We start from the raw sequence: 25,073 nt of genomic DNA, 5'->3' as shown, positions 1-25,073 counted from the left end.
AGCGTAAGGTCGTCCTCTCTTTTCAGGTATAGGCCTGTCAACAACAATACATGCTACCATCAACACGGGATGAGGAGGCCAATTATTTGAGTATTAAATCGGGCAAATTTGGCGCACGTCTTAAAAAGGCAAAGCACACCCACGCCTTTCAAAAAAGTCTCAGGGCTCCGACTCTCACCTTATTGACCATTGGTGGCATTATGGGGTCTGGTCTTTTTATGGCCAGTGGCTTAGCAATGCGCATGGCCGGTCCCGTTATTTTAGTATTCTTTGCCGTTGCCGCCGTAGCAATGTATCTTGAAATTTCGGCTTTAGCAGAGATGTCGATCGCATCTCCCACTCCCGGATCTTTTTTAAATTACACCAAACTCGTTTTGGGTCCCGGATGGACATTTGTTGCGGGATGGATCTTCTGGTTCTCAAGTGTGCTGACCATGTCTAGTGAGGTGACAGCAGCCAGTTTGTTTTCCCGGCTATGGTTCCCAAGTATTCCGTTATGGACTTGGTCCTTAGCCTATTCCATTTTCATTGTTGCCGTTAATTTCGTCAGTGTTCGCGGCTTCGGTACGGTTGAAAACATCATGGCAGGGATTAAATCGACGGCAGTCTTATCGTTTTTAATCATTGGCGTCTTATCCGTCACGCATGTCTTACCTATGACGCCGCCCTTGGTTGCACCGCATGGATTCAGTTCGTTACTTCATCATGGAGGTTGGATCCCGAATGGCTGGCTTCATGCCAGTCCCGCCCTATTGCTCGTGCTCTTCGCCTACGCCGGAACCGGTGTCATCGGATTAGCCGCGGCGGAAACAAAAAATCCTACGACCACCATTGCCCGCGCGGTACGGTGGACCGTAGCCTTAATCGTCTTGATGTATATCGGCTCGATGTTCCTAATCCTGAATTTAGTGCCGTGGAATAAAATGTCCTCCCAAATCTCTCCCTTTGTTCTCGCCATCCGCGCCACACACGTCCCATATGGGGGATTCGTCATGAATTTTGTCCTCTTATTTGCCGTGCTGTCCACAATGAATGCCGCACTCTATTCGAATGTCCGTGTCCTTTATGGCTTATCACACGCCCACCAAGCCCCCAAGGTTCTAGGACGTCTCAACGCCAAAGGTATTCCGGCCAATGCGATTTGGATGAGTGCTGGCCTTTTAGCACTCACCATTATTCTAGCCTATGTGCTGCCCCAAAAAGCCTATGCCTATCTCGTCACCGCAACGGGATTTCAAGCCATGTTCATTTGGTTCATGGTTTTGTTGACCCAATTATACTATCGACCCTACTTGCAAAAACACCATCCGGATAGGCTCACATATAAACTATGGGGCTTTCCTTATACCACCTACTTTGTCATCCTCATCGTCTTCATCGCCCTCGCAACCTCTCCGCTCGCTACGGGCGAAGCGATGGGCGCCATCGTGGGATTTGGGGGCATCGTTGTCGCGTGGATTGTCTGGCTGTGGCTCCGCCCACGTATTCTCGCCGCCATCCATAACGAACCCTAATCCTGTTGCACGTCACGTTGACTAATGGATAAATATACTACCCCCACAATAAGGGCGATCCCAAGAACAGCACTGACCACACCATCTCCATATCCCAATCCCGTCATACTTGGCGGTTTGGCTGTCCAATCCGCAAACGACGCCCCTAAAGGTCTGGTCAGCACATAGGCAACCCAAAAAACCCATATTGTGTTGAAACCTAACACGTACGCCACACCCGTTAAAACGAATAAGGCCAAAAATAATAATCCCGAAGGCAAATACCCCAGATGCAGGGTCGTGGCCGTCATGTCCCCTGTGGCGGTCCCCATCGCAAAAGTCGCCAACACCGCCGCCCAATAAAACAACTCGCGTCGTTTCGTATCGATGCGGTGAATCGACACCGTTTTCTCTGTCTTATACCAAGTTCTAAACACCACGGCTAAAACGACCGCAAAGACCGTACTCGACAGATAATAGGGCACGCCTAAAGCTACATGCATGGAATCCGCGACCATCGTCCCAAAAATCGCCACCATCAGAACCACAAACCAGTAAATCGGGGCGATATAACGAGGCGCATGCCATTGCCACACAAACGCGACCACAAACCCCATGAACCCCAATCCAACCGCCAAATAGGGATTCAGGTGATGGACAAGATAATCAGAAGTCGCTTCCCCCATTGCCGTCGTTAACAATTTTAAGACCCAAAAATATGCGGTAATAGCCGGCACTTTATTCAACGACGAGCGCGTGAGCCTCTGGTTAATAAACAAGGACTGGTTCATTCTCCTTGGGGCAAACAAATAACCGAGCCCCGTCCCTCCTTTGCCCGGATAATGGCGGAACCCGCATATCGCAACAAATGTCGTCCGATTCTCGGCTAATAATATCACATGATCCATGGATTGTCGGTGGAGTTCCACAGCGTGCTTGGACAACGCCCTGGATGATTAGACCTGGGCCGTATCGAGCACTGCCACGGCTTCAACATGGTCCGTCCGCGGAAACATGTCCACAGGGGTCACCGCTGTCAACCGATATTCTGGCGACAAAAGCTGCACATCTCGCGCCAGGGTATCCGGATTGCAGCTGATGTAGACAATGCGCGAAGGATGTAATCGCTTTAAACGACTCAGCACATGGCTATCGACGCCTTTGCGCGGGGGATCCATCAGCACGACATCTGGCTTTCGCAAAACGTTCTCATCAATGACATCCTCAACGCGTCCTGTTATCATTTGTATATTGTGCAGGCCATTGAGCGCAAAGTTTTTCCGTGCATCCGAAGCCGCCGCCGAATTCAGTTCAATCGCGTAAACCTTTTGGGCCCGTGCACTAGCCAAAGACGCCAACGTCCCAACGCCCGCATATAGGTCCCACAACACCCCCGTGCTTTCTGGAATATTGTCGAGCGCTAAGCGGTACAACCGCTCAACTTGTTCGGGATTGACTTGGAAAAATGATTCAAAGGAGACATGGAAAGACAGCCCCAATATCTGATCAATGATCGTACTTTGCCCGTGCAATAACCGGGTGGAGGGGCCCAATATACGATTGGTGCGTTCCGTATTGATGTTGAGCCCCACTCCCTTAATATGCGGGTTATCCGCCATCAAATCCCTAGCATACGCGGAAAGATTGGGATCAAAAGCGGTCGCTACAATTAATACAAGCAAGTCCTTGGTCGCACGCGCCGAGCGAATCAACAAATGCCGCAACAAGCCCTGTCCTGTTGTCTCTTGATACGCGGTGAAGTGATAGGGACGGGCCAGTTCCGGAGCACGACGCAGCACCCGATTAATGCCCTCATCTTGAATAAGACACGATGCCAACTCCACTAATTGATGACTGCCCCGTGCATAAAGACCCAAACTGAGCTGCTGCCCTTGCTGGCCCCACGGAAACTGCCCCTTATTGCGGTAATAATCCGGCCTAGTCGCTGGGACAATAGCGAAAAGAGGGGGTTCCGGAATTTTGGCAATCCGTTTGAGGGCCTGCCGCACCCACTCTTGTTTGTATTCCGTTTCCGCACGGTAATCCCAATGTTGAAAACTGCAGCCCCCACATTGCTCAGCGTAGGAGCAAACTGGTGTGATCCGGCTCGAGCTGGGCTCGAGAATGGCCTCGATGCGTCCGTTCGCATACCGCGGCTTCACCTGGGTCACCTGCGCGCGCACCAATTCCCCGGGCAAGGCATCGTCAACGAAAAAGATGCGCCCATCAGGCAAATAGGCTACACCCTGGCCAGACTGCCCCATCCGCTCAATGCGCACGGTGTATGACTCCTCTAAACGGGCTCTCATTGCACCGCTGCCTCCTCAAAAACCATGCTCGATCCCTCATGACGCAACTCAATACCCAATGGCACGGTTAAATTGGTTGGCCCGTGTCCTGCCCAAAATCCCCACCACGCCGGAATTTGATGTTGAAGGGCGAAGTCTTGCACCACCTCACGCACCTGATACCCTCGTTCATCTTGTGAATCGCAGCGCGTCGCTTCGCCAAACACAAGCCCCACCGCGCCTTCAAGACTGCCCGATTGGTACAATTGTTGAAGCATACGGTCCACCCGATAAGGAGCTTCTTGTACTTCCTCTAAGTAGCACACACTCCCTTGCAATGACGGAAAATACGGCGTGCCAATAAGCGATGTCAACACCGCGAGATTGCCGCCTTGCCAACAAGCCTGCGGCAGCTCTAGCACAGACGGCAAAAGCGGTTCTAAGGGGACCGGCCCCAAAGCCGTCATATCCCCTCGCAACACCGCTATAGCCGTCTCGCCATTTATTCCGGTCCAATCGCTTTCCATCATGGGCCCATGAAACGTCACCCAGCCGCACACCGTTTGCCAGAAACTATGGAGGGCCGTCATATCGCTATAGCCTAGAAATATTTTGGGCTTAATATCCCGCCAATCGTACCTAGCCAAATAAGGCAAAACCCGTGCGCTGCCATAGCCCCCACGGGCGGCAAAGATAGCATCGACAGATGGATCATTCACGGCATCCACGATATCTTGCGCACGGTCTACGTCGCGCCCAGCGAAAATCCGGTCCACATCATAGACATGACTTCCCATCGATACCCGGTATCCCCGCTGCTGCAACCAAGCTGCCGTGCGGTCCACGGCGGCTTGGTTGCAGATAGAAGCTGGCGCTACAACGCGGATATGAGCCCCATCGCGCAACCGCTTAGGTTTTTGCATAGTCTGCTATCACGCCTTTAAGAATCGCATTGACCATGTCTGGTTTGGCTTGACCTTTGGTTTGCTTCATGACTTGTCCAACCAAAAATCCTAGCGCCTTTTCCTTGCCATTGAGATAATCTTGAACAACATGAGGGTTGTCCGCCACTACTTGCTGCACAACCGCTTGGATGGCGCCATGGTCCGTAATTTGACTCACACCCATGGCTTCAACGGTCTGTGCAGCCGTTGCACCACTTTCATACATCCGGTCCAAAACCTCTTTAGCCATACGTCCCGATAAGGTGCCGTTCGCAATCAACCGTAACAAATCCGCCAATGCCGCCGGCGTGACGCGAGGCGTCAACCAGGTATCACCATGGGCGTTGAGAAGGCGAGACAAATCGGACAAAATCCAGTTCGTAACTTGGCGTTTGTCCTCATAATGCGTAGTAGCTTCCCGCCAATATTCCCAAAGGGCGCGGTCCCCCACAATGATTTCTGCCTCTTTGGCCGTCACCCCGGCTCGCTGTAACTCCTCGCGCAACACAGTCGGTGCCGGCGGCAAGCTGCGGGCCACCCGCTCAATCGCCTCTTGGGTCAGCACTAAAGGCGGCAGATCGGGCTCGGGAAAGTACCGGTAGTCGTTCGCTTCCTCTTTACTGCGCTGACTGTAGGTGCGACCATTTTGATCGTCAAATCCCCGGGTTTCTTTCACAATCCGTTCGCCTCGCGCGAGCAATTCGGCTTGCCTGGCCACCTCATATTCAATGCCTCTTTGCACATTGCGAATCGAATTGACGTTTTTAATTTCTACCCGCGGCAAGTCTTCCAGCGAACCGACGTAATCATGTGGGCGCAGTGAGACATTCGCATCACAGCGCATGGAGCCCTCCTCCATCCGCAAATCGGAGATGTCGAGATAACTTAGCACGTTGCGCAGCTCCGTTAAGTATAACCGCGCTTCATCAGCCGAGCGCATATCCGGTTCCGACACAATTTCAATTAAGGGCACGCCCGCACGATTAAGGTCCACCAACGACCCCTTGGAATCCCCCAGACGTATTCCCAAATGGTTGAGCTTCCCCGCGTCTTCTTCCATGTGAATACGGCGTACCGTCACCTCTTTCACCACATGCCCATCCACAATAATAGGCACAGCACCATACTCCGCTAAAGGTTGATCATATTGCGAAATTTGGTAGGCTTTAGGAAGGTCAGGATAGAAGTACTGCTTGCGGTCAAATTTTGAAAAGGGATGCACCGTACACCGTAAAGCCAGAGCGGCCTTAACAGCGTAGGCTACCGCCTCTTCGTTGAGCACCGGCAAGACCCCAGGCATCCCTAAGCATACCGGACAGGTATGGGTATTGGGTTCGGCCCCAAAAGACGCCGAACAAGAACAAAATAGCTTAGACTGGGTTTTCAGCTCGACATGTACTTCCAGTCCAATAATCACATCATACCCGCTATTCATGCCTCGCCTCCTAAACCTGGCCACGTTGAAGATGGCCACAACTCTTCAAAGCCGCGCGCAACCTGCAACAGGCGGTCCTCTCCCATCACCGGCCCCAACCACTGAATCCCCACCGGCAGTCCATCAGCCAACCCCGCTGGAGTAGATATGGCCGGAATTCCCGCCAAGTTGGCGGTTACGGTGTAGACGTCTGATAAATACATTTGCAAAGGATCGCTGCTCTTTTCGCCAAAGCGAAAGGCAACGTCTGGCGTTGTAGGCGTGAGAATAACGTCCACCAAGGCAAAAGCTTGCTCGAAGTCTTTCCGAATCAACGTCCGGACTTTCTGCGCTTTAAGATAATAGGCATCATAATATCCCGCAGACAGCGCGTGCGTACCTAAAAGAATGCGGCGTTTAACTTCCGGTCCAAAGCCCTGGGCTCGAGTGTTTTCATACATCTCTAGTAAATCGGCCCCTGATGCCCGGTAGCCATAGCGTACCCCATCAAAGCGCGAGAGATTGCTCGACGCCTCAGCGGGCGCGATCAAATAATAGGTGGCAATCGCATACGCTGTATGCGGCAACGATACTTCGACCACAGAAGCCCCTTGGGCCTCCAATTGCGTGATGACGTCTTGCAGGCGTTGGGCCACCACGCCGCCAAGGTCAGCCGAGAGATATTCTTTGGGAACTCCCACACGAAGCCCCTTCCAATCCACCGGACCCTCTGATACCCGCGCTGTTTCAGCACGCATGGAGGTGGCGTCCAACGGATCATATCCCGCAATAATATCGTAGAGCAATGCGACATCGTCCACACTCCGGGCCAAAGGACCGATCTGGTCGAGGCTCGATGCATAGGCGATCAGTCCATATCGCGACACCCGCCCATAACTCGGTTTCAGCCCCGTCACGCCACAGTAACTCGCCGGCTGGCGAATCGAGCCCCCCGTATCCGAACCCAAGGCGATAGGCACCATCCGTGCCGCAACAGCCGCGGCCGAACCACCACTCGAACCGCCGGGCACGCGACTTAAATCCCATGGATTATGGGTCAGTTGATACGCGGAATGCTCTGTGGAAGACCCCATGGCAAACTCATCCATATTGGTCTTGCCCACAATAATGGCGCCTGCCGCCTTCAAACGGTTAACCACAGTGGCATTATAAGGTGCCATAAATCCTTCTAAAATCTTCGAAGCTGCCGTGGTGGGCATGTCCATTGTGGTCATATTGTCTTTCACCGCTACCGGCACTCCCGCCAGCGGCATCTGTTGCCGTTCGTCGTCGGAGAGCGCATCAATTGCTCGCGCTTGGTTCAGGGCTCCTTGCACGTCAAGATGCAAAAAAGCTCCTACTAGGGGTTCCAATGCCGTAATGCGGTCGGCAACTTCCCTGACACATTCAGTGGCCGACATTTCTTTGCGATGGACCCTTTGGGAAATTTCCGTAGCCGTCATGTCATAAGCCCGCATTAGGCGTCGCCTCCATCCATAATCCGCGGTACACCAAACATATGATCGCGGGGATCGGGCGCATTCTTTAACGCAGCATCTACTGGCAAAGATGGCTTGACCTCATCGGCCCTCAAAGGCATAGCCAATCCCATAACGTGCATCGTCGGCTCAACAGTGTCCGTATCCAATTGGCTCAACTGTGCCACATACTCCAACACCCGGTCTAAATCTTGGGTTATTTGGGCAATCTCGTCCGATTCTACGCGCAAGCGCGCAAGGCGTGCAACATGTTTGACTTGTATTTCCGACAAAGCCACAGCATATCCCTCCATAACCTCCAAAGTATACCATGCTTGGAATGAGAGTAAAAAGCTTGACGAGATAAGGGCCCCGTTGCGATTTTCCACGCCCAACCCCCGCGTTATAATGAAGACCATGAGGTACCCCGCAGGAATAACTTGAGCACCTTATAAAGAAAAAAAGGAGCCGATCTTGATGCGCCAAAGGGCGTTGCCCTTCGTTATCGCCGGATTGTGCGTGGCCGTCTTCTTTTACTTTTTTCCACGCCGAACAGAATCTTTAACCCTAACTCGGACCGGCCCCGTCACCCACTTAGGCGAGAGTTTCGATGCAGGCTTTATTGAAATTACCGTGGACTCCGTCACCTTTGAAGATCCTCAAACGTCTTCAAGCGTCGTGCCTTCTGTGGCGCTTCCCGCGGCATTACGCGTAGGAGACACGGTAACCGCAATGGGCCAATGGACGGCCAATATGCCGTGGTGGCAAACGCACCCTGCACCGCCGGAAGTTGTCACGCTAATCGCCATTCGCCGCGCAACATCCCGCTAGCTCTTGACTCGCGATAAAGAAACCCGGACCTCTTCCTTTCAGAAGACGTCCGGGCTTGTAACGCTTTTCCTTAACGAAAATGACAAGCGACCCAATGATCGGGTTCCGATTCTTTAAGGACCGGCCGCTCCACGCGACACTTTTCTTGCGCGATGGGGCACCGTGTATGAAACCGGCATCCAGACGGTGGATTCACAGGGCTTGGCACATCCCCTTGTAAAATGATGCGCTCCCGTTTGATATCGGGATTGGGAATGGGAATGGCAGAAAACAACGCCTCGGTATAGGGATGAAGCGGTTTACGGTAGATATCTTCAGAACTAGCAATTTCCGCCATAGCTCCTAAATACATTACACCGACCCGGTCGGAAATATGCCGAATAACGTTCAAACCATGGGCGATAAACAGGTACGTTAGCCCAAATTCCGCCTGCAAGTCTTCCAACAAGTTGAGAATCTGAGACTGAATGGACACATCCAACGCCGATACAGGTTCGTCCGCCACAATCAGCTTAGGATTTAGTGCCAATGCCCGGGCGATCCCAATACGCTGACGCTGGCCCCCAGAAAACTCATGCGGATACCGACGCATATGATAAGACGCCAATCCGACCACATCCAGCAATTCCCGCACCCGCGCTTCGCGTTCTTTGCGGTTGCCCATGTGGTGAATCACCAACGGTTCTTCAATGATTTGTTCCACCGACATGCGCGGGTTTAAGGAGCCAAAGGGATCTTGAAAGATAATTTGCATCTGCCGACGCAAAGCCCGCATTTGCTGCTTGTTGTAATGCGTAATGTCTTGCCCTTCAAACTTTATTGTGCCCGATGTGGGTTCAATAAGACGCAATACCGCCCGGCCAGTGGTCGTTTTTCCACAACCGGATTCTCCCACTAACCCCAATGTCTCACCGCGACGCAAATCAAAACTAACGCCATCCACCGCTTTGACATGGCCCACCACCCGCGAAAACAATCCTCCCGTAATGGGAAAATATTTCGTCAGATCACGAACTTCCATTAAGACTTCATGCGGCTGGTTTTCCATCACAGCACTCATGAGGCTACCTCCTTACCCGAGCCATCCGTCGGGGGATCGACATGTTGGGGATCCACATGCATCCAGCAGCTCACCTTACGTCCCTCCGACACCGCCGTGAGTGTTGGCGCCTTCTCGCGGCATACATCCATGGCTTTGGGACACCGCGGCGCAAATGTACACCCTTTCGGCAAGTGCAACGGATTTGGCACGGTCCCATCGATGACGTGAAGTTTCTCACTTGTGGGCTGATCCAAACGCGGGATCGATTCTAACAGACCTTGCGTATAAGGATGCAAAGGCTCTCGAAAGAGATCCACCGTAGGACTTTCTTCTACAATCTTCCCGGCATACATCACGACGACACGGTCAGCCATTTCCGCAACCACACCCAGATCGTGCGTAATCAGCATAATCGCCGTGTGAAATTCACGTTTCAACTTGCGCATGAGGTCCAAAATCTGCGCCTGAATGGTCACATCCAATGCCGTGGTAGGCTCGTCCGCGATAAGCAAGGAGGGATTACAAGACATAGCCATCGCAATCATCACCCGCTGCCGCATTCCCCCTGACATCTGGTGCGGATATTCATGCGCCCTTTTTTCCGGTGAAGGAATACCCACTTCCCGCAACATCTCGACAGCTCGTTCCCATGCTTTCCGCTTGTCAAGCTTTTGATGCAATATCACGGCTTCTGCAATCTGATCGCCTATGGTGTAAACGGGATTGAGCGACGTCATGGGCTCTTGAAAGATCATGGCAATCTGGTTGCCACGAATTTTGCGCATTTCATCCGGACTCTTCTTTAAAAGATCCTCGCCTTGAAAAAGAATTTCGCCGCCCACGATCTTACCGGGAGGTGAGGGAATTAATTGCATAATAGATAGCGATGTCACGCTTTTGCCGCAACCTGACTCTCCGACCACAGCGAGCGTTTCTTCTGAATCGATATAAAAGCTCACCTGATCCACGGACTTAACCGGACCGTCTTCCGTGAAAAAGTAGGTGCTTAAATTCTTTACGTCCAGTACCCTATGCGGCACACCGCTCTCTCCTTCCCACTGGCCCCTGCTATAAAAACCCTGACAGAATCCGACAACTTAACGACCCTATTATACGGGCTGCTTTTATCACCTGCAATGGTCTTGCCTTCCTGCCTTAACCGTTAACGGCCGTCGTCTGATCCGGTCAACGGACTGCCTGATTTCGCCATCCACTCCAAAAATTCCTGCTCACTCATAATCGGCACAGATAATTCCAATGCCTTCGCCACTTTCGATCCGGGTTTGTCGCCCGCAATCACTAGGGCCGTGCGCCTCGATACCGATGATGCCACTTTGCCACCAGCTTGGGTAATCCACGCTTCTAATTGTTTTCTGGGCATTTGCCCAAATGTTCCCGTCACGACAATGGTTTTCCCGGTCACTGGGGTTTCTTTCATCACGGCCTGCTGCTCAGTCATGTTCACCCCTAGCTGCCGGAGATTCGCAATGACCTCCCGGTTAAGGGGTTGGGCAAAGAAATGCACAACGCTATTGGCAATCGTCTCCCCAATTTCAGATACGGCTATCAGGTCTTCAGCGGATGCAGACGCTAACTTGTCCATAGTGTGAAAATGGCTTGCCAAGAGGGTCGCTACACGCTGTCCCACAAAGCGCATCCCCAAAGCAAAAATTAAACGGTGAAGCGGCTGGCTCTTGCTGTCTTCGATGCTGCGCAATAAATTCGTAGCAGACATCTCGCCAAATCGCGGCAACGCCGTAAGATCTGCCCGTGACAAACGATAGAGATCGTCCACGCGGCGCACCAGGCCCGCGGATAGGAGCAAGTCTACCGTTTTGTCGCCTAACCCCTCAATATCCATCGCATCACGGGAACCAAAATGAATCAGGCTTTCGCGCAATTGAGCAGGACACGCCATTCCTCCAGTGCATCGGTAGGCCGATTCGCCAGGAAGCCGTACCACTTCCGACCCGCACACGGGACATACCTGCGGAAACACAAACGGTACCGCATCTTTAGGCCGCAGTGTCTTTTCAACGCGAACAACCTCCGGGATAATTTCCCCCGCTTTACGGACGTAAACCGAGTCTCCTACCCGAATATCCCGCTCCCGGATGATATCTTCGTTGTGCAATGAGGCCCGACTGACTGTGGTCTGGGCCACCGTAACCGGCTGCAAAATAGCCGTCGGTGTGAGCACCCCCGTGCGACCGACGGATATTTCAATGTCTTTGACTACCGTCAGGACTTCTTCCGGCGGAAACTTGTAAGCGACGGCCCACCGTGGCGCCTTTTGCGTTTCTCCTAATTGATCTTGCAGCGCTAAATCATCGAGTTTGATAACCAAACCATCTGTGTCATAATTCAGCGGCTGTCTGGCCGTCGACCAGTGCTGGACATACGAAATAATCTGATCCACGCTGTCACAGCGCTGAAAATGCGGTTCAACCGGAAGTCCGGCCTCCCGTAAAAATTCCAAGGCTGCATGTTGTGTAGCAATCACGGGATGTGGGGCATCGGCTACCCACTGCCGAATTTGATAAAAAAACGCGGCAAGTTCACGTTCCGCTGTAACTTGGGGATCAAGCTGACGCAACGAGCCCGCCGCCGCATTGCGGGGATTGGCAAAAAGCGGCTGTCCTTCTTCTTCGCGCCGATTGTTCAGTGCTTCAAACGCTGTCCGCGGCATATAGACCTCTCCGCGGATTTCCATACTGACCGGGGTAGCAAGGGTCTGTGGAATGGCATGGATCATGCGCACGTTGGCGGTAACATCTTCCCCCGTGCTCCCATCTCCGCGGGTCGCCGCCTGAATCAAATGACCGTCTTGATACGTCACGACGACGCTTAATCCATCAATTTTTAATTCAGCGGTAAAAGCTGGATCCGCCAGGCCTAAAGAGGACGCAACTCGGAGATAAAAATCTCGGAGTTCTTCTTCGCTATGCACATTGTTAAGGCTAAGCACACGGGGGGAAAAATGAACCACACCCAGCTGAGGGTTCGCTGAGCCGCCCACTTGCCTAGTTACCGAGGTTTGTGAACGCCATTGGGGGTAATCGCGTTCCAACGCGGACAATTCCTGAACAAGACTGTCATATTCCGCATCCGTAATTTCCGGGGCATCCAGATCATAATAGCGATGATTGTGATAGGCAATCGCTTCTTGAAGTTGCCGGATGCGGTGCTCAATTGCGCTTGCGTCCGAAGCCATTAAACGCTTTCCGCTCCTTCACGGCTGAGTTGGGCGAACCGGGCAAGAAATGAGCGAACGCCTCCACCGGGAAATGCTATCGTCAATTCAAGGTTGTCCCCTTCACCCCGCATTGCCACAATGGTCCCCCAGCCAAAACGGGGATGCCGCACCTTTTCTCCAATCACTAATCCTGTCAATTGATGGTCTTTCTGCGTCATGGCCCGATCCGCAGGGGCAACGCGTTTGGGCATATCCACCAAGGATGAAGGAATTTCCGCAATGAACCGTGAGACTGGATTTTGTTGAGTCCGCCCAAGCATTGTTCGGGTTTTCGCGTACGACAAGTACAATTCGTCTTGAGCGCGGGTAATGCCTACATACATGAGTCGCCGTTCCTCTTCCAAATTGCCTTCGTCAATCGATCGCATGTGGGGGCATATACCTTCCTCCAATCCCCCAATAATCACAACAGGAAACTCCAACCCTTTTGCACTGTGCAACGTCATCAACCACACGCCGCCACTATCTTCTTGCGTTTGATCCCAGTCTGAGACCAACGCGACTTGGGCTAGAAATTCGCCGAGGTCATGGGTTCCTTGATCATCTTCAAACCGCTTAGCTTCGGATAGCAACTCCCCGATATTTTCCATGCGGTCTTGCGCTTCGCGGCTATGATCCATACGAAATAGAGCCATAATGCCACTTTCTTCTGCCACGCGCTGGGTCAAGTCTGCCAACGACCCCTCTAATCCTGATTGCCAGCTCTCGAAGAGCCGATGTAACTCGCGACAGGCTTTCTGCGCCTGTGATGACAACCCCGTCACCGAGGACGCTTCCCCCAATGCTTCATACAGAGACAGACCGTTGGCTTGCTGATAGGCTCGAATCTTTTCAATCGCAACGTCGCCAATTCCGCGACGAGGAAAATTGATAATGCGCGCTAACGAAAAGTCATCTTGGCGATTAAAAAGCACCTTTAGGTACGCCAATAAGTCTTTAACTTCTTTTCGTTCGTAAAACCGCTTCCCTCCCACTAACCGGTACGCAATGCCCGCCCGGGCCAACGCCATTTCATAGGCTCGAGACTGCGCGTTAGTTCGGTACAATACTGCACATTCGGACAAACTATGTCCACGGCGCACCGCTTCGTGAATCATTTCGGCGGCAAACCACGCCTCAGACTCCTCATCTGGGGCTTCGTAAAGCCGGATTTTGCGCCCCTCACCTTTTGTTGTCCATAATTTTTTCCCCAAACGCTCGGCATTATGTGCCACCACCGCATTGGCCGCATCTAAAATAGTTTGGGTCGAGCGGTAATTTTGTTCTAGGCGAATAATATGTGCCCCCGGAAAATCCCGTTGGAATTCCAAAATATTGCGCATATCGGCGCCACGCCACCCATAAATGGCTTGATCATCATCACCAACCGCACATAAATTCTGCCGGGCACGCGCTAAATGCTGAATCAATCGGTACTGGGCAAGGTTCGTATCTTGATATTCGTCGACAAAAACATAATGAAAACGCTTGTGATAGTGCTCTAACACATCCGGAAATTGGTCGAAGAGCTTCACCGTGAGATAGATAAGGTCATCGAAGTCTAATGCATTGAGCATCTTCAAACGCGTCTGATACTGCTTGTACACTTGTTGCACTTTCTCGTCCACAAATGTCGCCGACGGGTAGTTGTCCGGCGCGATAAAGCCATTTTTCGCACGACTGATGGCATGGACAAATTGCGCAGCGGGCCACTGCTTGTCATCCCAGCCCCATTCTTTAATAATGTCCTTAATCAAGCCTTTGGTATCATCCGTGTCATAAACCAAAAACTGCGGTCCGTATCCCAACCGTTGAATGTCTTGACGCAGAATACGAATCGCAATCGCATGGAAGGTCCCGACCCACATCGAACGGGCTTCTTCACCAACCAACTTGTCAATCCGTTCTTTCATTTCACGAGCGGCTTTATTCGTAAACGTAAAGGCTAATATCTGGCTTGGGTATACGTGGTGATTTTGTAAAAGGTGGGCAATACGATAAGTCAAGGTGCGTGTTTTTCCGCTGCCAGCTCCCGCAAGTAGCAGCAATGGTCCTTCAGTGATTTCACATGCTTCACGTTGTTGCTCATTCAATTCTTGCAGTAAATCCATGGCAGCCTCCCGTAACTTCCTCAACTGCCATTATAGCACGGATACTACGCGTCTAATGGAATGACGCATAATTGCTGCAGGCATAGGACAGACTGGAATCTTCGGGCGCAATCAACACTCGCCGCCTGGCGCAGTGGGCTTTGCTGGGGTTCCCTCCATTCAGAGGCGAGTTTAGCAACGTCCCTTGTATAGACGCGACCAACGCTGTCAGTTCATCCTCAGCCACTTTTGTATTCGGCAAGCAATACCAAATGTCTAAGGATTGTGTATCGTGCCAGGCATAGCCCTTAACCCGTCCATGCTCACTAAACCCGGCTTCTGCCAACAACACTTCCACCCGCATGACTACACCGCCTTACCACAGTAGTGTGTTAAAGTTTTAAGACAAAAAATTATCGGGCTTTCGCCAATCGGTCCAATACGAGACGATAGCCATCCGCGCCAAATGCCAGGGCTCTCTTGACTCGAGAAATCGTAGCCGACGAGGCACCTGTCAAACGAGCAATGTCTTCGTACGTCTGCCCCTGATCCAACAACTGCGCCACCGCAAGGCGCTGGGCAATGGACTGCAGTTCTTGAACGGTTAGCAAATCTTCAAAGAACGCCAAGCATTCCTCCTCGGCCTCCAGGGCCAAGAACGCTTGACACAACATGGCCGTTTCCTTGGTACGAAGCTTTGCATTCATAAAGGACACTCCTATCACCATTATCATGGTCCGTTGTCTTTTCACTATAGCCTATTTTTAGCCAGAGTCAACGACCTCGCATAAAGGAGCGTCACTTGGTGGTAGGCACAATCCGTACAAGCAATGTGCCAACCACATTTTACGCTATTGCACATGGTCACTCCCTCGCCTTCCTGCAGCAAGAGACATGGCAATTTCACGCAGCTTGCGCCTGATGCGTGGCGTCGTGATCGACGATTACCCACGCACACTGGTCGTAAGGTTTACTCATTTACCCGGTCCCCGCGAGCTGATACCTTTCTGACGCAACAAACGCCCCCAAACCACCTATCTAGAGTAAGGAGGTTTAAGCTGCTTGCTGTCAATCTATGAGGATCTCTGATAATATGTTATTAGGTGATTGTATTATGGATGAGCAGTTTGTCAGCATCGGCAAGGCGGCCAAGATGCTCGGTATGAGCATCGACGGACTCCGGAAGTGGGAACGCGAAGGGCGCCTGATTCCGGTGCGTACCGTGACGAATCATCGGCGCTATCGGGTCGCGGACTTACGCGCCCTGATGCACGAGGATGCGCCTGATGTTGCTAAGGATACTCGTTGTCTCCTCTATGCCCGCGGCTCGACCACAAAACAACAAGACGCGGGGAACTTGGATGGTCAACTCGGGCGGTTAACCGCGTTCGCTACGGAGCAGCGATGGACTGTGGTGGCGGCTCTTACCGATGTCGCGAGCGGCTTGAATGAAAAACGGCGGGGTCTCCATCGGTTGCTGGATCTTGCTCAGCAACACCAAGCGGGCATCGTGGCTGTGGAGTCCCAGGATCGATTGGCGCGCTTCGGGTTTACTTATCTGGAAAGTTACCTGCACGCCTTTGGCGTGCGTGTTGTCGTCATGGAACACACGGTGAAAGACGATCAGCAGGAACTCGTGGAGGACTTGATTGCCATTACCACGTCGTTCTCGGCCCGCATTTATGGCAAACGCGGAGGGAAAAAGATGGGGTCGACCGTGCGTCAAGCGATGGCGACCTTAGCTCAGGAAGGAGTCCCCGAATGAAGACGACCATTTTGGGTGTCTTGCTCGATGTCACGCCCGATCAGGACACGGCGTTACGCCGTTTGATGCGCAAATATGGGTTCATGCTACGGTTTGCCTTTCAACGCTTGGTTGGAGGACTACAAAACATCGGCGGTTTGGAACGTCACTGTGCCAGTGAAACGGAGTTGCCGCTGCGTTACGCCAAAGATGCGGTGCAAGAAGCGCAAGACCTCATTCGGGCCCGCCATCAAGCCATGAAAGACGGGGCGACTTTATGGACGCAACGCGTGAAAAAAACCCGAGAACGGTTGACCGCACTCCGGGCCTCCCCGCATCCGAATGCCCGCCGCATTGCGGGACAAGAACGTAAGCTCACGCATCAAGAAGCCCAGCAAGCGTTTTATCAACAGCATGTCGAGGCAGGCACCTTTCCTCCCGTGGTGTTTGGCACAAAAAAACGGTGGTTGGATCGGTTCAAGACTCTCGATGACCCCCTCGCCGAACAGGAACGCCAGCAGGCGTGGCGGGAAGAATGGGACGAGAGCCGGAATGGTCGGCTGTCAGCGCGTGGGGATCGAACCAAAAGAGGCAATCCCCTCCTGCGCGTCCGCGCAGGAACCGACCATTGGATCTTAGAAATCTCTCTCGATTGCCTCAAACCGGGCAACCCCGACGCCAAAGTCCCTCGGTATGAGAAACTGGAGATCCCTCTCTATATTGCGCGGAAGGTGTCCAAGAAAACCGGCCAAGTCCATGGCCGGGATTATGAGGGGCTGCTGCGTCGGGTGCTCGCCGCCGGCGACCCCTATCAAGTCGAAATTCTCCGACGTCAAGGACGGTATCAGGTCCGCGTGACCGTCGAAGAAGTCCCCGCGCCCATACAGACCGATCCGCGTCATGGCTGGGTGGGAGTGGATACCAACAGCACCTTTTTGGCGCTCTGTCACGTGTTGCCGAACGGCAACGCCTGCGCCTTCGCGACGATCGGGGACCCCCGTCTCTTCGATGTCCGATCGACCCAACGCGACGCGTTGGTGGGAGGTCTCGCGGTCGAGACCGTTCAGTGGGCTAAGGCTCGTGGAGCGGAACTGGTCGTGGAAGACTTGCAGTTCATCCATGATCGGGATGTGAGCGCCAAGTTTAACCGCGTGACGCACCAGTTTAATTACCGGGCCTTGCTGACAGCGGTCGAACGACAGGCCGCGCGGGAAGGCGTCGCCTTGCGGAAAGTCAAACCAGCTTATACCTCGATTATCGGGCGGTTCAAGTATCAGCCGCAATACGGGATAAGCGTGCATCACGCCGCGGCCCTCGTGATCGGACGACGAGGCGGACTGAAAGTCCGCCGAGAAAACGTCCCGAAAGCCTTGCGGCTCTGGATGCAAGACCGCGATCAATGGAACGACCCCACTTATCGGAAAAATGATTGGAGTGCATGGGCTCGGATTAAACGGATCATGACGAAGACGTTGGCATCGCACCATCAGTATTTGAGTGCCTGGTTAGGGTATCGCAAGACGTTATTCTCCGAATGACCCATATCGCATTCCCCCGTCGCCACCACGTGGCGAAAGGAGCGACGGGGCATCTTGATGAGGGCCCAGTAACACTGGGGCTCAGGGCACCACCGACGGGACACCGATGGGAGTTTCCTGCCATCCTTCTCCTGCCGGGATCTTGAGCGGTGCGTGGGGGGAAAACATCCCCACGCGATGGGGCGGAAGCCACCCCCGAGCAGACGAATCCTGTGAGGACTGCGGGTCCCGTTAGGGGCCGAGAAAAGCCCAAAAGAGATTATCGTAGGTTTTTTTAACCAGGACTGAGGACGTTCATGAATTTGGGATTCCATCCCTGTGGTACTAAAGAAAATTTTTATTTCCTTTTCCGTATGGAAACACCAGCCTGCCGTATCCTGGTTGCTGACGGGGTTCTGCCCGAACATGGGCTCGCGATATCGACCCCAGCCTTATTCGCTTCCCGACCCACTTTTTGTCGCAGAGGACCCCTGCCCCCCACTCATCGAAGAGGACGCCCCGCTGGACGTGGAGGAAGAACTCGTGCCGCCTGATGCATTACCTCCTGACGCACTGCTGGATGAACTCGTCGCCATCTTCATAAGACTCGCCTTTACTGCGGTATCAATAATCTGTGTCACCTTAGATGTACTCATGGCCTTTGTGACATCCATTTCCAAGGTCTTTTGAAACGTAGGACTATTGACCACCATGAGTAAGGCTTTCTCCATGGTGGACTGGCCAGCCGGCGTCATCAACGCTTGTTGCAACTGCGACGTGGAAACCGTTTCCGCTATCATTTTTTGCATTTTCGGTGTTTCCATCTCATCGCGAACAGCTTTTTGAATTTGCATAGAGGGTTCCGTCCCGCCTGAAGCCCCAGATGCTCCCCCCGAGCTCCCTGATGACGCACCGCTCGCAGACGAGGAACTGCCCGAGCTAGCAGTGCCCTCCGTTTGATTCGTTGAGGCTGTACTGCCATGTTCTGGGGCGGGAGCTCCCATGGTAAAGCTGCAGCCCGCAGCAGTCCACAGCAGCAATCCCGTAGCCGTTACCATGAAGGTCTTACGAAGCCCATTGTGCACTAGTGGCACCTCCGAACAGTTTCATGTGTTCAGAATGCCCCATTAACCTAAAATTTACTCTAACGCCTCAAGCGCAATATCGTGCCGCATGCAGCTGAAAGGAAAATCAATGGCGGTCACTTGCTGGTAACTGTGGCGCCGCGCCTCGGAAATGCTGGCTCCAAGTCCTACAACCGTCAATACCCGCCCACCATTCGCTTGAAGTTGTCCCTTCGGATCACGGCGAGTCGCCGCTTGGAAGACAATCGCCTCTTCTGTCGGCGTTATCGCGAGCGGCTGCCCACGCCGAGGGGTTTTCGGGTAGCCGTCAGAGGCTAGCACGACCGCGACGGCCGCACGGGCGGGTTCGGGCAATGTTTGAGCATGTAAGTGCCCTTGGCCCAATTCCCACCACCACTGAATCCAGTCCACATCCAAAATCGGAATAATAACCTCCGTTTCGGGATCGCCCATCCTCACATTAAACTCGAGCACCATGGGACCTTGCGCCGTCATCATAATACCGACGTACAACACACCGCGGTAAAGTAAATGGTCTTTTTGGATTGCTTGCATCAAGGGGTCGAGCACGGCGGTTTGAATCGCCTTTCGGTCTGCATCCGTCAGCCACGTGACGGGCGCATACGCCCCCATGCCGCCGGTATTGGGACTCTGCGGATCTTCGCTTAAGCGCTTATAATCTTGGGCTAATGGCATCCATACATAGTCTTGGCCATTCGTCAAAATATGCACCGAGACCTCACGTCCGACAAGACAAGCTTCGGCAATCACCCCATCGTCATAAACCGTCGGATCCTCCGACCACTCCGCAATAGCTTTTTTGGCCACTGTCTCGTCAGCCGCTACCACGACCCCCTTGCCTTGCGCCAAGCGGCTTTGCTTAAGTACCAAGGGCCACTCAGCATATTGCGCAGTGTAGGCGGCCAACGCGCTAGGTTCATGAAATAATGTCCAACGAGCAGTTGGAATGTGATGACGGTCCATAAACTCTTTAGCAAACGCCTTGCTGCTCTCCAGTCTGGCTGCTTCTTTGGAAGGCCCCACCACAACATGGCCTTGAGCTCGCAAGTGGTCCGACAAGCCTTCGGCTAAAGGGCCTTCCGGTCCAATGATGACCAACAACGGCCCGGACTGCTGACTTGCCCACTGCACAATATCGGCTACGGTGTCCAATCCGAGGCATGAAGCCCACTGTTCCATACCCGGGTTCCCGGGAGCTGCATACAACGGCACCTGGGGCGCTTGTTGCGCTAACCCCCACAAAATCGCATGCTCGCGAGCGCCTGATCCGATCACCACAATCCCTTGCATATCGCGTAAAGCTAGCATGACCATCGCCTCCTGTTCCTTGCGCACTTTTTAATGCCGAAAATGGCGCTCTCCCGTAAAGAACAGGGGAATTCCATGGGCGTTAGCGGCGTCAATGGACTCGTTATCCCGCACCGAGCCACCTGGCTGAATTACAAGCCCAATGCGGTGCTTCGCGGCTTCTTCCATCACATCCCCAAACGGGAAAAAGGCATCGGATGCCAAAACGGCGCCATGGGCCTTATCACCCGCTTGAGCCAGTGCTTGCCTGGCCGCATCAATGCGGTTCGTTTGCCCTCCACCTATTCCCACGGTCATGCCCTCGTTCACAACAACAATCGCATTCGACTTCACAAATCCCACAGTTGCCCAAGCTAGCGTAATATCCTGTTCGTATTCTGCCAGTGATACCGCCGGTCCCGCCACTTGCTTTAGCGACTGCCACGGAACGGTAATACGGTCGCGCTCCTGGACCAAAAATCCACCGGTTACCGTGCGAATTTCCTCTGACTGCTCGGGCAACACAAAGGGCATCTCCAGTACTCGCACATTCTTTTTGGCGCTCAACACCTTTAAAGCCTCATCCGTAAATCCTTCCGCAATGATAACTTCCAAAAAAATCTCCGTGAGGCGGTTGGCCAATGGCGCATCCACGATGCCATTTAAGGCCACAATGCCTCCAAAGATCGATACCGGATCGGCCTGATACGCTTTCTCATATGCCTCAGCGAGGCTTTGCCCCACCCCCGCGCCGCAGGGCGTCTGATGCTTCACCGCCACCGCAGCCGGTGCCGTCAACGTCGCGGCTAGACGCCAAGCGGTGTCAGCATCCGCTAAATTGTTATAAGACAAGGCTTTCCCTTGATGAAGCTTTGCACTCTGAAATCCGACGTCCCGTGTCTGGGCATAAAACCCCGCGCGTTGATGAGGATTTTCTCCATAACGCAACATGCCCGATTTGCGGCCTGCCACGACGTATAGTTCCGGTAGCTCCGCTTGGTGGCCTTCCCAATCCCCAAAACTCTGCGCAATTAAAGCATCATAGTACGCAACATGGTTAAAGGCCTGATAGGCCCACCGCCGCCTCTCTTCCACTGTCACGGCATGAAGCGGCTTGGCCAGAACGGTGGCATATTGACTAGGATCAACCACCACGGCCACGTGCTGGAAGTTCTTGGCCGCAGCCCGAATCAAAGCGACGCCACCAATATCAATTTTTTCAATTAGGGTGGCTTGATCCGCCCCTTGGTTGAGAAATGCCTCAAAGGGATACAAGTTCACAACGACCGCCACCACATGGGGTGCGTCAACTTTTTGACGGTCGGTAACATCGTCAGGGGTTTCCCGTGATAAAATTCCCGCATAAATGCGCGGGTGCAGTGTTTTCACGCGGCCGCCTAATATCTCTGTAAAACCCGTCAGGTCTTCCAACGACTTGACGGTTAAGCCGTGATCTCGTAAGTATTGATAAGTTCCGCCACTCGCTAACAACCCAATGCCTTGATCCACAAACCCCTGGGCTAATTCCACGATACCCGTCTTATCACTAACGCTTAATAATGCCCATTGATCCACGATTTAGACTCCTCCCAGATTACATGTTCTCCTTCAAGATGAACGATCCCCTTGTCGACCGCCTCCACAATTCGAGGATACAGACGGTGCTCATGATGCTGAATACGTTCCCGCAAGTCGTCCAACGTATCTTCGCGGTACCGTGGTACCGCCGCCTGTGCGATGATTGGGCCCGTGTCATGGCCATCATCCACAAAATGGACTGTAACCCCGGTCCAAAACACGCCATGAGCAAAAGCTTGCTCGATGGCATTAAGACCCGGAAACGAAGGCAGCAAGGCGGGATGCAAGTTGACGGCCCGCCCCCTGTAGTGGGCGATGACTTCAGGGCCCAACCAACGCAAGTACCCTGCCAACGCCAATGCCTCAATGTTTTCTTTTTGCAAAACCGCTAACAAAGCTGCATCAAAAGCTTGTCGACTTTCATACGCTTTCGGAAGTAAAACAACCTGAGGCACGTGATATTTTTCGGCTACCTCGAGCGCCCGGACGTTGGCCTTATGCGAAATGACCAAATGCACCGCATTGCCATATTCCAACATGGCTTCTAAGTTGCTTCCATATCCCCCCACAAGTGCCGCCCATTTCATTCCCATACCACCCCTTGACCTTGACCTTGGGTAATCCGCCCAATGGGATAGGACGCCACTTGGTGCTGCGCGAGGATGGTCTGGGCTTGACCGACTCGGTCTGGCGCCACAACAACCGTAAAGCCGATACCCGCATTGAAGGTCCGATAAAACTCCTGATCCTCCAGGCAGCCCATTTCGGCCACGCGACTCATCAAGGGTAAAATCGGCCATGACTGTTTGCGAATAACGGCCGCGACCCCTTCGGGCAAGGTCCTAGGAAGATTGTCTACTAAACCGCCCCCCGTAATATGCGCCATAGCCTTGACGATGGCATGATCCCATAAGGCCCGAACGGCCTTCACATAGATGCGAGTTGGGGTTAAGAGCGCACTGCCCCATGAGACGCCGTTGTCCTCAAACAGAGGGGCGTTCAAATCGACGCCGTTGTCCGCAATGATGCGCCGGACCAATTGGTAACCGTTAGAATGAAAACCGCTGGAAGCTAAGCCCAAAACGACATCTCCCGGCTCAGGGAGAGCAGGCGGTACATAGCGCTGATGACCCACAGCAAAGCCCGCTAAATCAAAATGCCCTGGGGCATATAAATCCGGCAATTCAGCGGTTTCGCCTCCCAAAAGCGCACAGCCCGCTTCCAAACACCCCTGAGCGATGCCCGCCACCACCGTTTCAATTTCCTCGGGAATGACCCGGTGCGTAGCAATATAGTCGAGAAAGAATAACGGCTCACCCCCTTGGGCGAGAATATCGTTGACATTCATGGCCACCAAGTCTATGCCTATCGTATCTAGCTTGTTGAGCTGCTGGGCCAATAATAATTTCGAGCCCACCCCATCAGCCCCGGCTAACAGGACTCCAGCCTGATTCCACGCAAAGGCGCCCGCAAATCCTCCAACACCCGCTAACACTTCGGGACGCTGGGTTTTTTCCGCCCAGGGCCGGATTTTCTTTACCGCTTCGTTACCCTGGTCAATATCCACACCCGCGTCACGGTAATTCATGGGCCGCTTTGGCTCCGGCATCACTAATCTCCCTTCACCCCGATAGGTCGTTGCATCAGCGGCAAAACTGGCTGTTCCTCTAAAGGAACGGGATAGCCTGCCCCGAAACACGCCATGCACCAGCCCTGTTGCCCAAGACCGGTTTTTAGTCCCTGAAGCGACAAATAGGCCAAAGAATCGGCCCCTACCATCGTACGAATCTCTTCAATGTTCATATTGCGAGCGGCGAGTTCTGTAGCCCGGGACGTATCAATCCCATAGTGGCACGGATCGGTATAAGGCGGCGACGCAATCCGCATATGGACTTCCGTAGCTCCCGCTTGCCTCAGGAGTTGCACTAAGTGGCGAGATGTGGTACCTCGTACCAAACTGTCGTCCACCAAAATCACCCGTTTGCCAAATACCACATCACGAACCGCCGACAACTTCATTTGCACAGCCGATTCACGCAAGGCTTGACTGGGTGCAATAAACGTCCTTGCCACGTACCGGTTTTTGACCAACCCAAAATCAAAGGGTAACCCCGACGCTTGGGCATATCCCATGGCGGCAGGAATGCTAGAGTCCGGCACCCCTACGACGACATCGGCCCGGGCTGGGGCTTCTTGCGCCAAGATCTGTCCTAGGCGTCGCCTCACAACGTGCGTGCTTTGTCCTTCCATACGGGAATCCGGTCTGGCAAAATAAATCATTTCAAACGCACATAAGGCCCGTTCCGACTTTTTTTCGACGAAACGGTCCGTCTCTATCCCATCGTCATTAATACGCACCAGTTCCCCGGGTTCGATATCGCGCACGTAACGAGCCCCAACCACATCAAAAGCACACGACTCCGACGCCAAAATATAGGCCCCTTCTTTGGTCTGTCCCAGAGCCAAGGGCCGGATGCCGTGGACATCGCGCGCGCCATACAGGGCTTGTGGCGTTAACACGGTAAACGCAAAGCCTCCTTCTAACAGGCGCAATGACTCCTTTAGTGCATCATAAAAAGACGGCTCAGCACTCCTGGCAATCAAATGAGCCAACACTTCACTATCCGTTGTCCCTTGAAAGATCGCTCCTTGGCTTTCAAGACGTTCCCGCAAGGACTCCCCATTCACCAAGTTGCCATTTTGCCCCAATGCCAACAAACCAAATCGGGTCTTCATCAGCAACGGCTGGGCATTGACTAATGAAGATTCTCCCGTCGTGGAATAGCGCACATGGCCAATCGCCGCGTGGCCAATGCGCTGGCTTTCTTGCTCGACCTTTAGCGCCTCGGTGACCAATCCCATGCCCTTATTCACGGTAATGGCGTCCTCATGCAAGACGGCCAATCCTGCGCTTTCTTGGCCCCGATGCTGCAGGCTAAATGTCCCCCAATAGGACTTCAGCGCGGCTTGAGGATCGCCATAGATGCCAAACACGCCGCATTCATCGTGCAACTCCTGTGCCATGT

At 53.3% G+C, this 25,073-nt stretch carries 22 protein-coding genes; 4 read left to right on the top strand and 18 right to left on the bottom strand.

Annotated elements, in window-relative coordinates; translation table 11 throughout:
- Positions 1-86 precede the first annotated feature (86 nt).
- On the top strand, positions 87-1,514 hold the full coding sequence (locus ORD20_RS04055; protein ID WP_103373831.1) for an amino acid permease: 1,428 nt from the start codon (positions 87-89) through the stop codon (positions 1,512-1,514).
- On the opposite strand, the gene ORD20_RS04050 is transcribed toward ORD20_RS04055, so the two are convergent.
- The 6 genes from ORD20_RS04050 to gatC form a co-directional block, all read right to left on the bottom strand.
- Positions 1,511-2,284, bottom strand: a complete 774-nt coding sequence (locus ORD20_RS04050) for a COG4705 family protein (RefSeq protein ID WP_103373830.1) — start codon at positions 2,282-2,284, stop codon at positions 1,511-1,513. The two genes, ORD20_RS04055 and ORD20_RS04050, sit on opposite strands and share 4 nt — an antisense overlap.
- A 165-nt stretch (positions 2,285-2,449) precedes the next feature.
- Positions 2,450-3,802: a 23S rRNA (uracil(1939)-C(5))-methyltransferase RlmD gene (gene rlmD, locus ORD20_RS04045; RefSeq protein ID WP_103373829.1), complete on the bottom strand. Its 1,353-nt coding sequence runs from the start codon at positions 3,800-3,802 to the stop codon at positions 2,450-2,452.
- Positions 3,799-4,704 carry a S66 peptidase family protein gene (locus tag ORD20_RS04040; RefSeq protein WP_103373828.1) on the bottom strand — a complete coding sequence of 302 codons (906 nt, stop codon included), beginning with the start codon at positions 4,702-4,704 and terminating at the stop codon, positions 3,799-3,801. The genes rlmD and ORD20_RS04040 overlap by 4 nt, the downstream gene beginning before the upstream one ends.
- A complete protein-coding gene (gatB, locus tag ORD20_RS04035) occupies positions 4,691-6,160 on the bottom strand; it encodes an Asp-tRNA(Asn)/Glu-tRNA(Gln) amidotransferase subunit GatB (RefSeq protein WP_103373827.1) in 1,470 nt (489 codons plus the stop codon). The genes ORD20_RS04040 and gatB overlap by 14 nt, the downstream gene beginning before the upstream one ends.
- Positions 6,157-7,617, bottom strand: a complete 1,461-nt coding sequence (gene gatA / locus ORD20_RS04030; protein WP_103373826.1) for an Asp-tRNA(Asn)/Glu-tRNA(Gln) amidotransferase subunit GatA — start codon at positions 7,615-7,617, stop codon at positions 6,157-6,159. The genes gatB and gatA overlap by 4 nt, the downstream gene beginning before the upstream one ends.
- Positions 7,617-7,916, bottom strand: coding sequence for an Asp-tRNA(Asn)/Glu-tRNA(Gln) amidotransferase subunit GatC (gatC, locus tag ORD20_RS04025; RefSeq protein ID WP_430626529.1), 300 nt, complete (start codon positions 7,914-7,916; stop codon positions 7,617-7,619). Before gatC ends, gatA begins: the two co-directional genes overlap by 1 nt.
- Positions 7,917-8,094: 178 nt before the next feature.
- On the opposite strand from gatC, the gene ORD20_RS04020 reads away from it, so the two are divergent.
- On the top strand, positions 8,095-8,448 hold the full coding sequence (locus tag ORD20_RS04020; protein WP_103373825.1) for a hypothetical protein: 354 nt from the start codon (positions 8,095-8,097) through the stop codon (positions 8,446-8,448).
- Between the two features lie 70 nt (positions 8,449-8,518).
- Here the strand turns inward: ORD20_RS04020 and ORD20_RS04015 are convergent, their stop codons facing one another.
- From ORD20_RS04015 to ORD20_RS03990, 6 genes are all read right to left on the bottom strand, one after another.
- Positions 8,519-9,508: an ABC transporter ATP-binding protein gene (locus tag ORD20_RS04015; protein ID WP_103373824.1), complete on the bottom strand. Its 990-nt coding sequence runs from the start codon at positions 9,506-9,508 to the stop codon at positions 8,519-8,521.
- Positions 9,505-10,530, bottom strand: a complete 1,026-nt coding sequence (locus ORD20_RS04010) for an ABC transporter ATP-binding protein (RefSeq protein WP_103373823.1) — start codon at positions 10,528-10,530, stop codon at positions 9,505-9,507. Before ORD20_RS04010 ends, ORD20_RS04015 begins: the two co-directional genes overlap by 4 nt.
- 122 nt (positions 10,531-10,652) lie before the next feature.
- On the bottom strand, positions 10,653-12,704 hold the full coding sequence (ligA, locus tag ORD20_RS04005) for an NAD-dependent DNA ligase LigA (RefSeq protein WP_103373822.1): 2,052 nt from the start codon (positions 12,702-12,704) through the stop codon (positions 10,653-10,655).
- The gene (locus ORD20_RS04000) at positions 12,704-14,836 is read right to left on the bottom strand and encodes an ATP-dependent helicase (RefSeq protein ID WP_103373821.1); all 2,133 of its coding nucleotides are present in this window, start codon (positions 14,834-14,836) and stop codon (positions 12,704-12,706) included. Before ORD20_RS04000 ends, ligA begins: the two co-directional genes overlap by 1 nt.
- Before the next feature lie 52 nt (positions 14,837-14,888).
- A complete protein-coding gene (locus tag ORD20_RS03995; protein ID WP_103373820.1) occupies positions 14,889-15,179 on the bottom strand; it encodes a hypothetical protein in 291 nt (96 codons plus the stop codon).
- A 49-nt stretch (positions 15,180-15,228) separates the two neighbouring features.
- Positions 15,229-15,522: a YerC/YecD family TrpR-related protein gene (locus ORD20_RS03990; protein ID WP_103373819.1), complete on the bottom strand. Its 294-nt coding sequence runs from the start codon at positions 15,520-15,522 to the stop codon at positions 15,229-15,231.
- Positions 15,523-15,929: 407 nt separating this feature from the next.
- Here ORD20_RS03990 and ORD20_RS03985 point away from each other — a divergent pair, with 407 nt between their 5' ends.
- Both ORD20_RS03985 and ORD20_RS03980 read left to right on the top strand, forming a co-directional pair.
- Positions 15,930-16,580, top strand: a complete 651-nt coding sequence (locus ORD20_RS03985; protein WP_430626528.1) for an IS607 family transposase — start codon at positions 15,930-15,932, stop codon at positions 16,578-16,580.
- Positions 16,577-18,097, top strand: a complete 1,521-nt coding sequence (locus ORD20_RS03980) for an IS200/IS605 family accessory protein TnpB-related protein (RefSeq protein ID WP_430626527.1) — start codon at positions 16,577-16,579, stop codon at positions 18,095-18,097. The genes ORD20_RS03985 and ORD20_RS03980 overlap by 4 nt, the downstream gene beginning before the upstream one ends.
- Positions 18,098-18,528: 431 nt before the next feature.
- Here ORD20_RS03980 and ORD20_RS03975 read toward each other — a convergent pair whose 3' ends face one another.
- From ORD20_RS03975 to purF, 6 genes are read right to left on the bottom strand one after another with little or no spacing between them, the layout of a single operon-like run.
- Entirely contained in the window at positions 18,529-19,161 is a 633-nt protein-coding gene (locus ORD20_RS03975; protein WP_242968207.1) for a hypothetical protein, read from the bottom strand.
- 54 nt (positions 19,162-19,215) lie between these two features.
- A complete protein-coding gene (gene purD / locus ORD20_RS03970; RefSeq protein ID WP_242968210.1) occupies positions 19,216-20,490 on the bottom strand; it encodes a phosphoribosylamine--glycine ligase in 1,275 nt (424 codons plus the stop codon).
- Positions 20,491-20,520: 30 nt separating this feature from the next.
- Positions 20,521-22,044 carry a bifunctional phosphoribosylaminoimidazolecarboxamide formyltransferase/IMP cyclohydrolase gene (purH, locus tag ORD20_RS03965; protein WP_103374114.1) on the bottom strand — a complete coding sequence of 508 codons (1,524 nt, stop codon included), beginning with the start codon at positions 22,042-22,044 and terminating at the stop codon, positions 20,521-20,523.
- A complete protein-coding gene (purN, locus tag ORD20_RS03960; RefSeq protein ID WP_103374115.1) occupies positions 22,023-22,634 on the bottom strand; it encodes a phosphoribosylglycinamide formyltransferase in 612 nt (203 codons plus the stop codon). The genes purH and purN overlap by 22 nt, the downstream gene beginning before the upstream one ends.
- Positions 22,631-23,656, bottom strand: coding sequence for a phosphoribosylformylglycinamidine cyclo-ligase (purM, locus tag ORD20_RS03955; RefSeq protein ID WP_242968213.1), 1,026 nt, complete (start codon positions 23,654-23,656; stop codon positions 22,631-22,633). The genes purN and purM overlap by 4 nt, the downstream gene beginning before the upstream one ends.
- Positions 23,657-23,658: 2 nt before the next feature.
- Positions 23,659-25,071, bottom strand: coding sequence for an amidophosphoribosyltransferase (purF, locus tag ORD20_RS03950; RefSeq protein WP_103374116.1), 1,413 nt, complete (start codon positions 25,069-25,071; stop codon positions 23,659-23,661).
- Positions 25,072-25,073 lie beyond the last annotated feature (2 nt).

The sequence above is a fragment of the Sulfobacillus thermotolerans genome, from assembly GCF_039623705.1.
Lineage (GTDB): Bacteria > Bacillota > Sulfobacillia > Sulfobacillales > Sulfobacillaceae > Sulfobacillus > Sulfobacillus thermotolerans.
This window is presented reverse-complemented; position numbering and strand designations above follow the sequence as displayed.

Bases quoted from the DNA above. Each gene is read 5' to 3' on its own strand.
- ORD20_RS04050 (WP_103373830.1), bottom strand. From the start codon at position 2,284: ATGAACCAGTCCTTGTTTATTAACCAGAGGCTCACGCGCTCGTCGTTG.
- rlmD (WP_103373829.1), bottom strand. From the start codon at position 3,802: ATGAGAGCCCGTTTAGAGGAGTCATACACCGTGCGCATTGAGCGGATG.
- ORD20_RS04040 (WP_103373828.1), bottom strand. From the start codon at position 4,704: ATGCAAAAACCTAAGCGGTTGCGCGATGGGGCTCATATCCGCGTTGTA.
- gatB (WP_103373827.1), bottom strand. From the start codon at position 6,160: ATGAATAGCGGGTATGATGTGATTATTGGACTGGAAGTACATGTCGAG.
- gatA (WP_103373826.1), bottom strand. From the start codon at position 7,617: ATGCGGGCTTATGACATGACGGCTACGGAAATTTCCCAAAGGGTCCAT.
- ORD20_RS04020 (WP_103373825.1), top strand. From the start codon at position 8,095: ATGCGCCAAAGGGCGTTGCCCTTCGTTATCGCCGGATTGTGCGTGGCC.
- ORD20_RS04015 (WP_103373824.1), bottom strand. From the start codon at position 9,508: ATGAGTGCTGTGATGGAAAACCAGCCGCATGAAGTCTTAATGGAAGTT.
- ligA (WP_103373822.1), bottom strand. From the start codon at position 12,704: ATGGCTTCGGACGCAAGCGCAATTGAGCACCGCATCCGGCAACTTCAA.
- ORD20_RS04000 (WP_103373821.1), bottom strand. From the start codon at position 14,836: ATGGATTTACTGCAAGAATTGAATGAGCAACAACGTGAAGCATGTGAA.
- ORD20_RS03995 (WP_103373820.1), bottom strand. From the start codon at position 15,179: ATGCGGGTGGAAGTGTTGTTGGCAGAAGCCGGGTTTAGTGAGCATGGA.
- ORD20_RS03990 (WP_103373819.1), bottom strand. From the start codon at position 15,522: ATGAATGCAAAGCTTCGTACCAAGGAAACGGCCATGTTGTGTCAAGCG.
- ORD20_RS03985 (WP_430626528.1), top strand. From the start codon at position 15,930: ATGGATGAGCAGTTTGTCAGCATCGGCAAGGCGGCCAAGATGCTCGGT.
- ORD20_RS03980 (WP_430626527.1), top strand. From the start codon at position 16,577: ATGAAGACGACCATTTTGGGTGTCTTGCTCGATGTCACGCCCGATCAG.
- purD (WP_242968210.1), bottom strand. From the start codon at position 20,490: ATGCTAGCTTTACGCGATATGCAAGGGATTGTGGTGATCGGATCAGGC.
- purN (WP_103374115.1), bottom strand. From the start codon at position 22,634: ATGAAATGGGCGGCACTTGTGGGGGGATATGGAAGCAACTTAGAAGCC.
- purM (WP_242968213.1), bottom strand. From the start codon at position 23,656: ATGCCGGAGCCAAAGCGGCCCATGAATTACCGTGACGCGGGTGTGGAT.
- purF (WP_103374116.1), bottom strand. From the start codon at position 25,071: ATGGCACAGGAGTTGCACGATGAATGCGGCGTGTTTGGCATCTATGGC.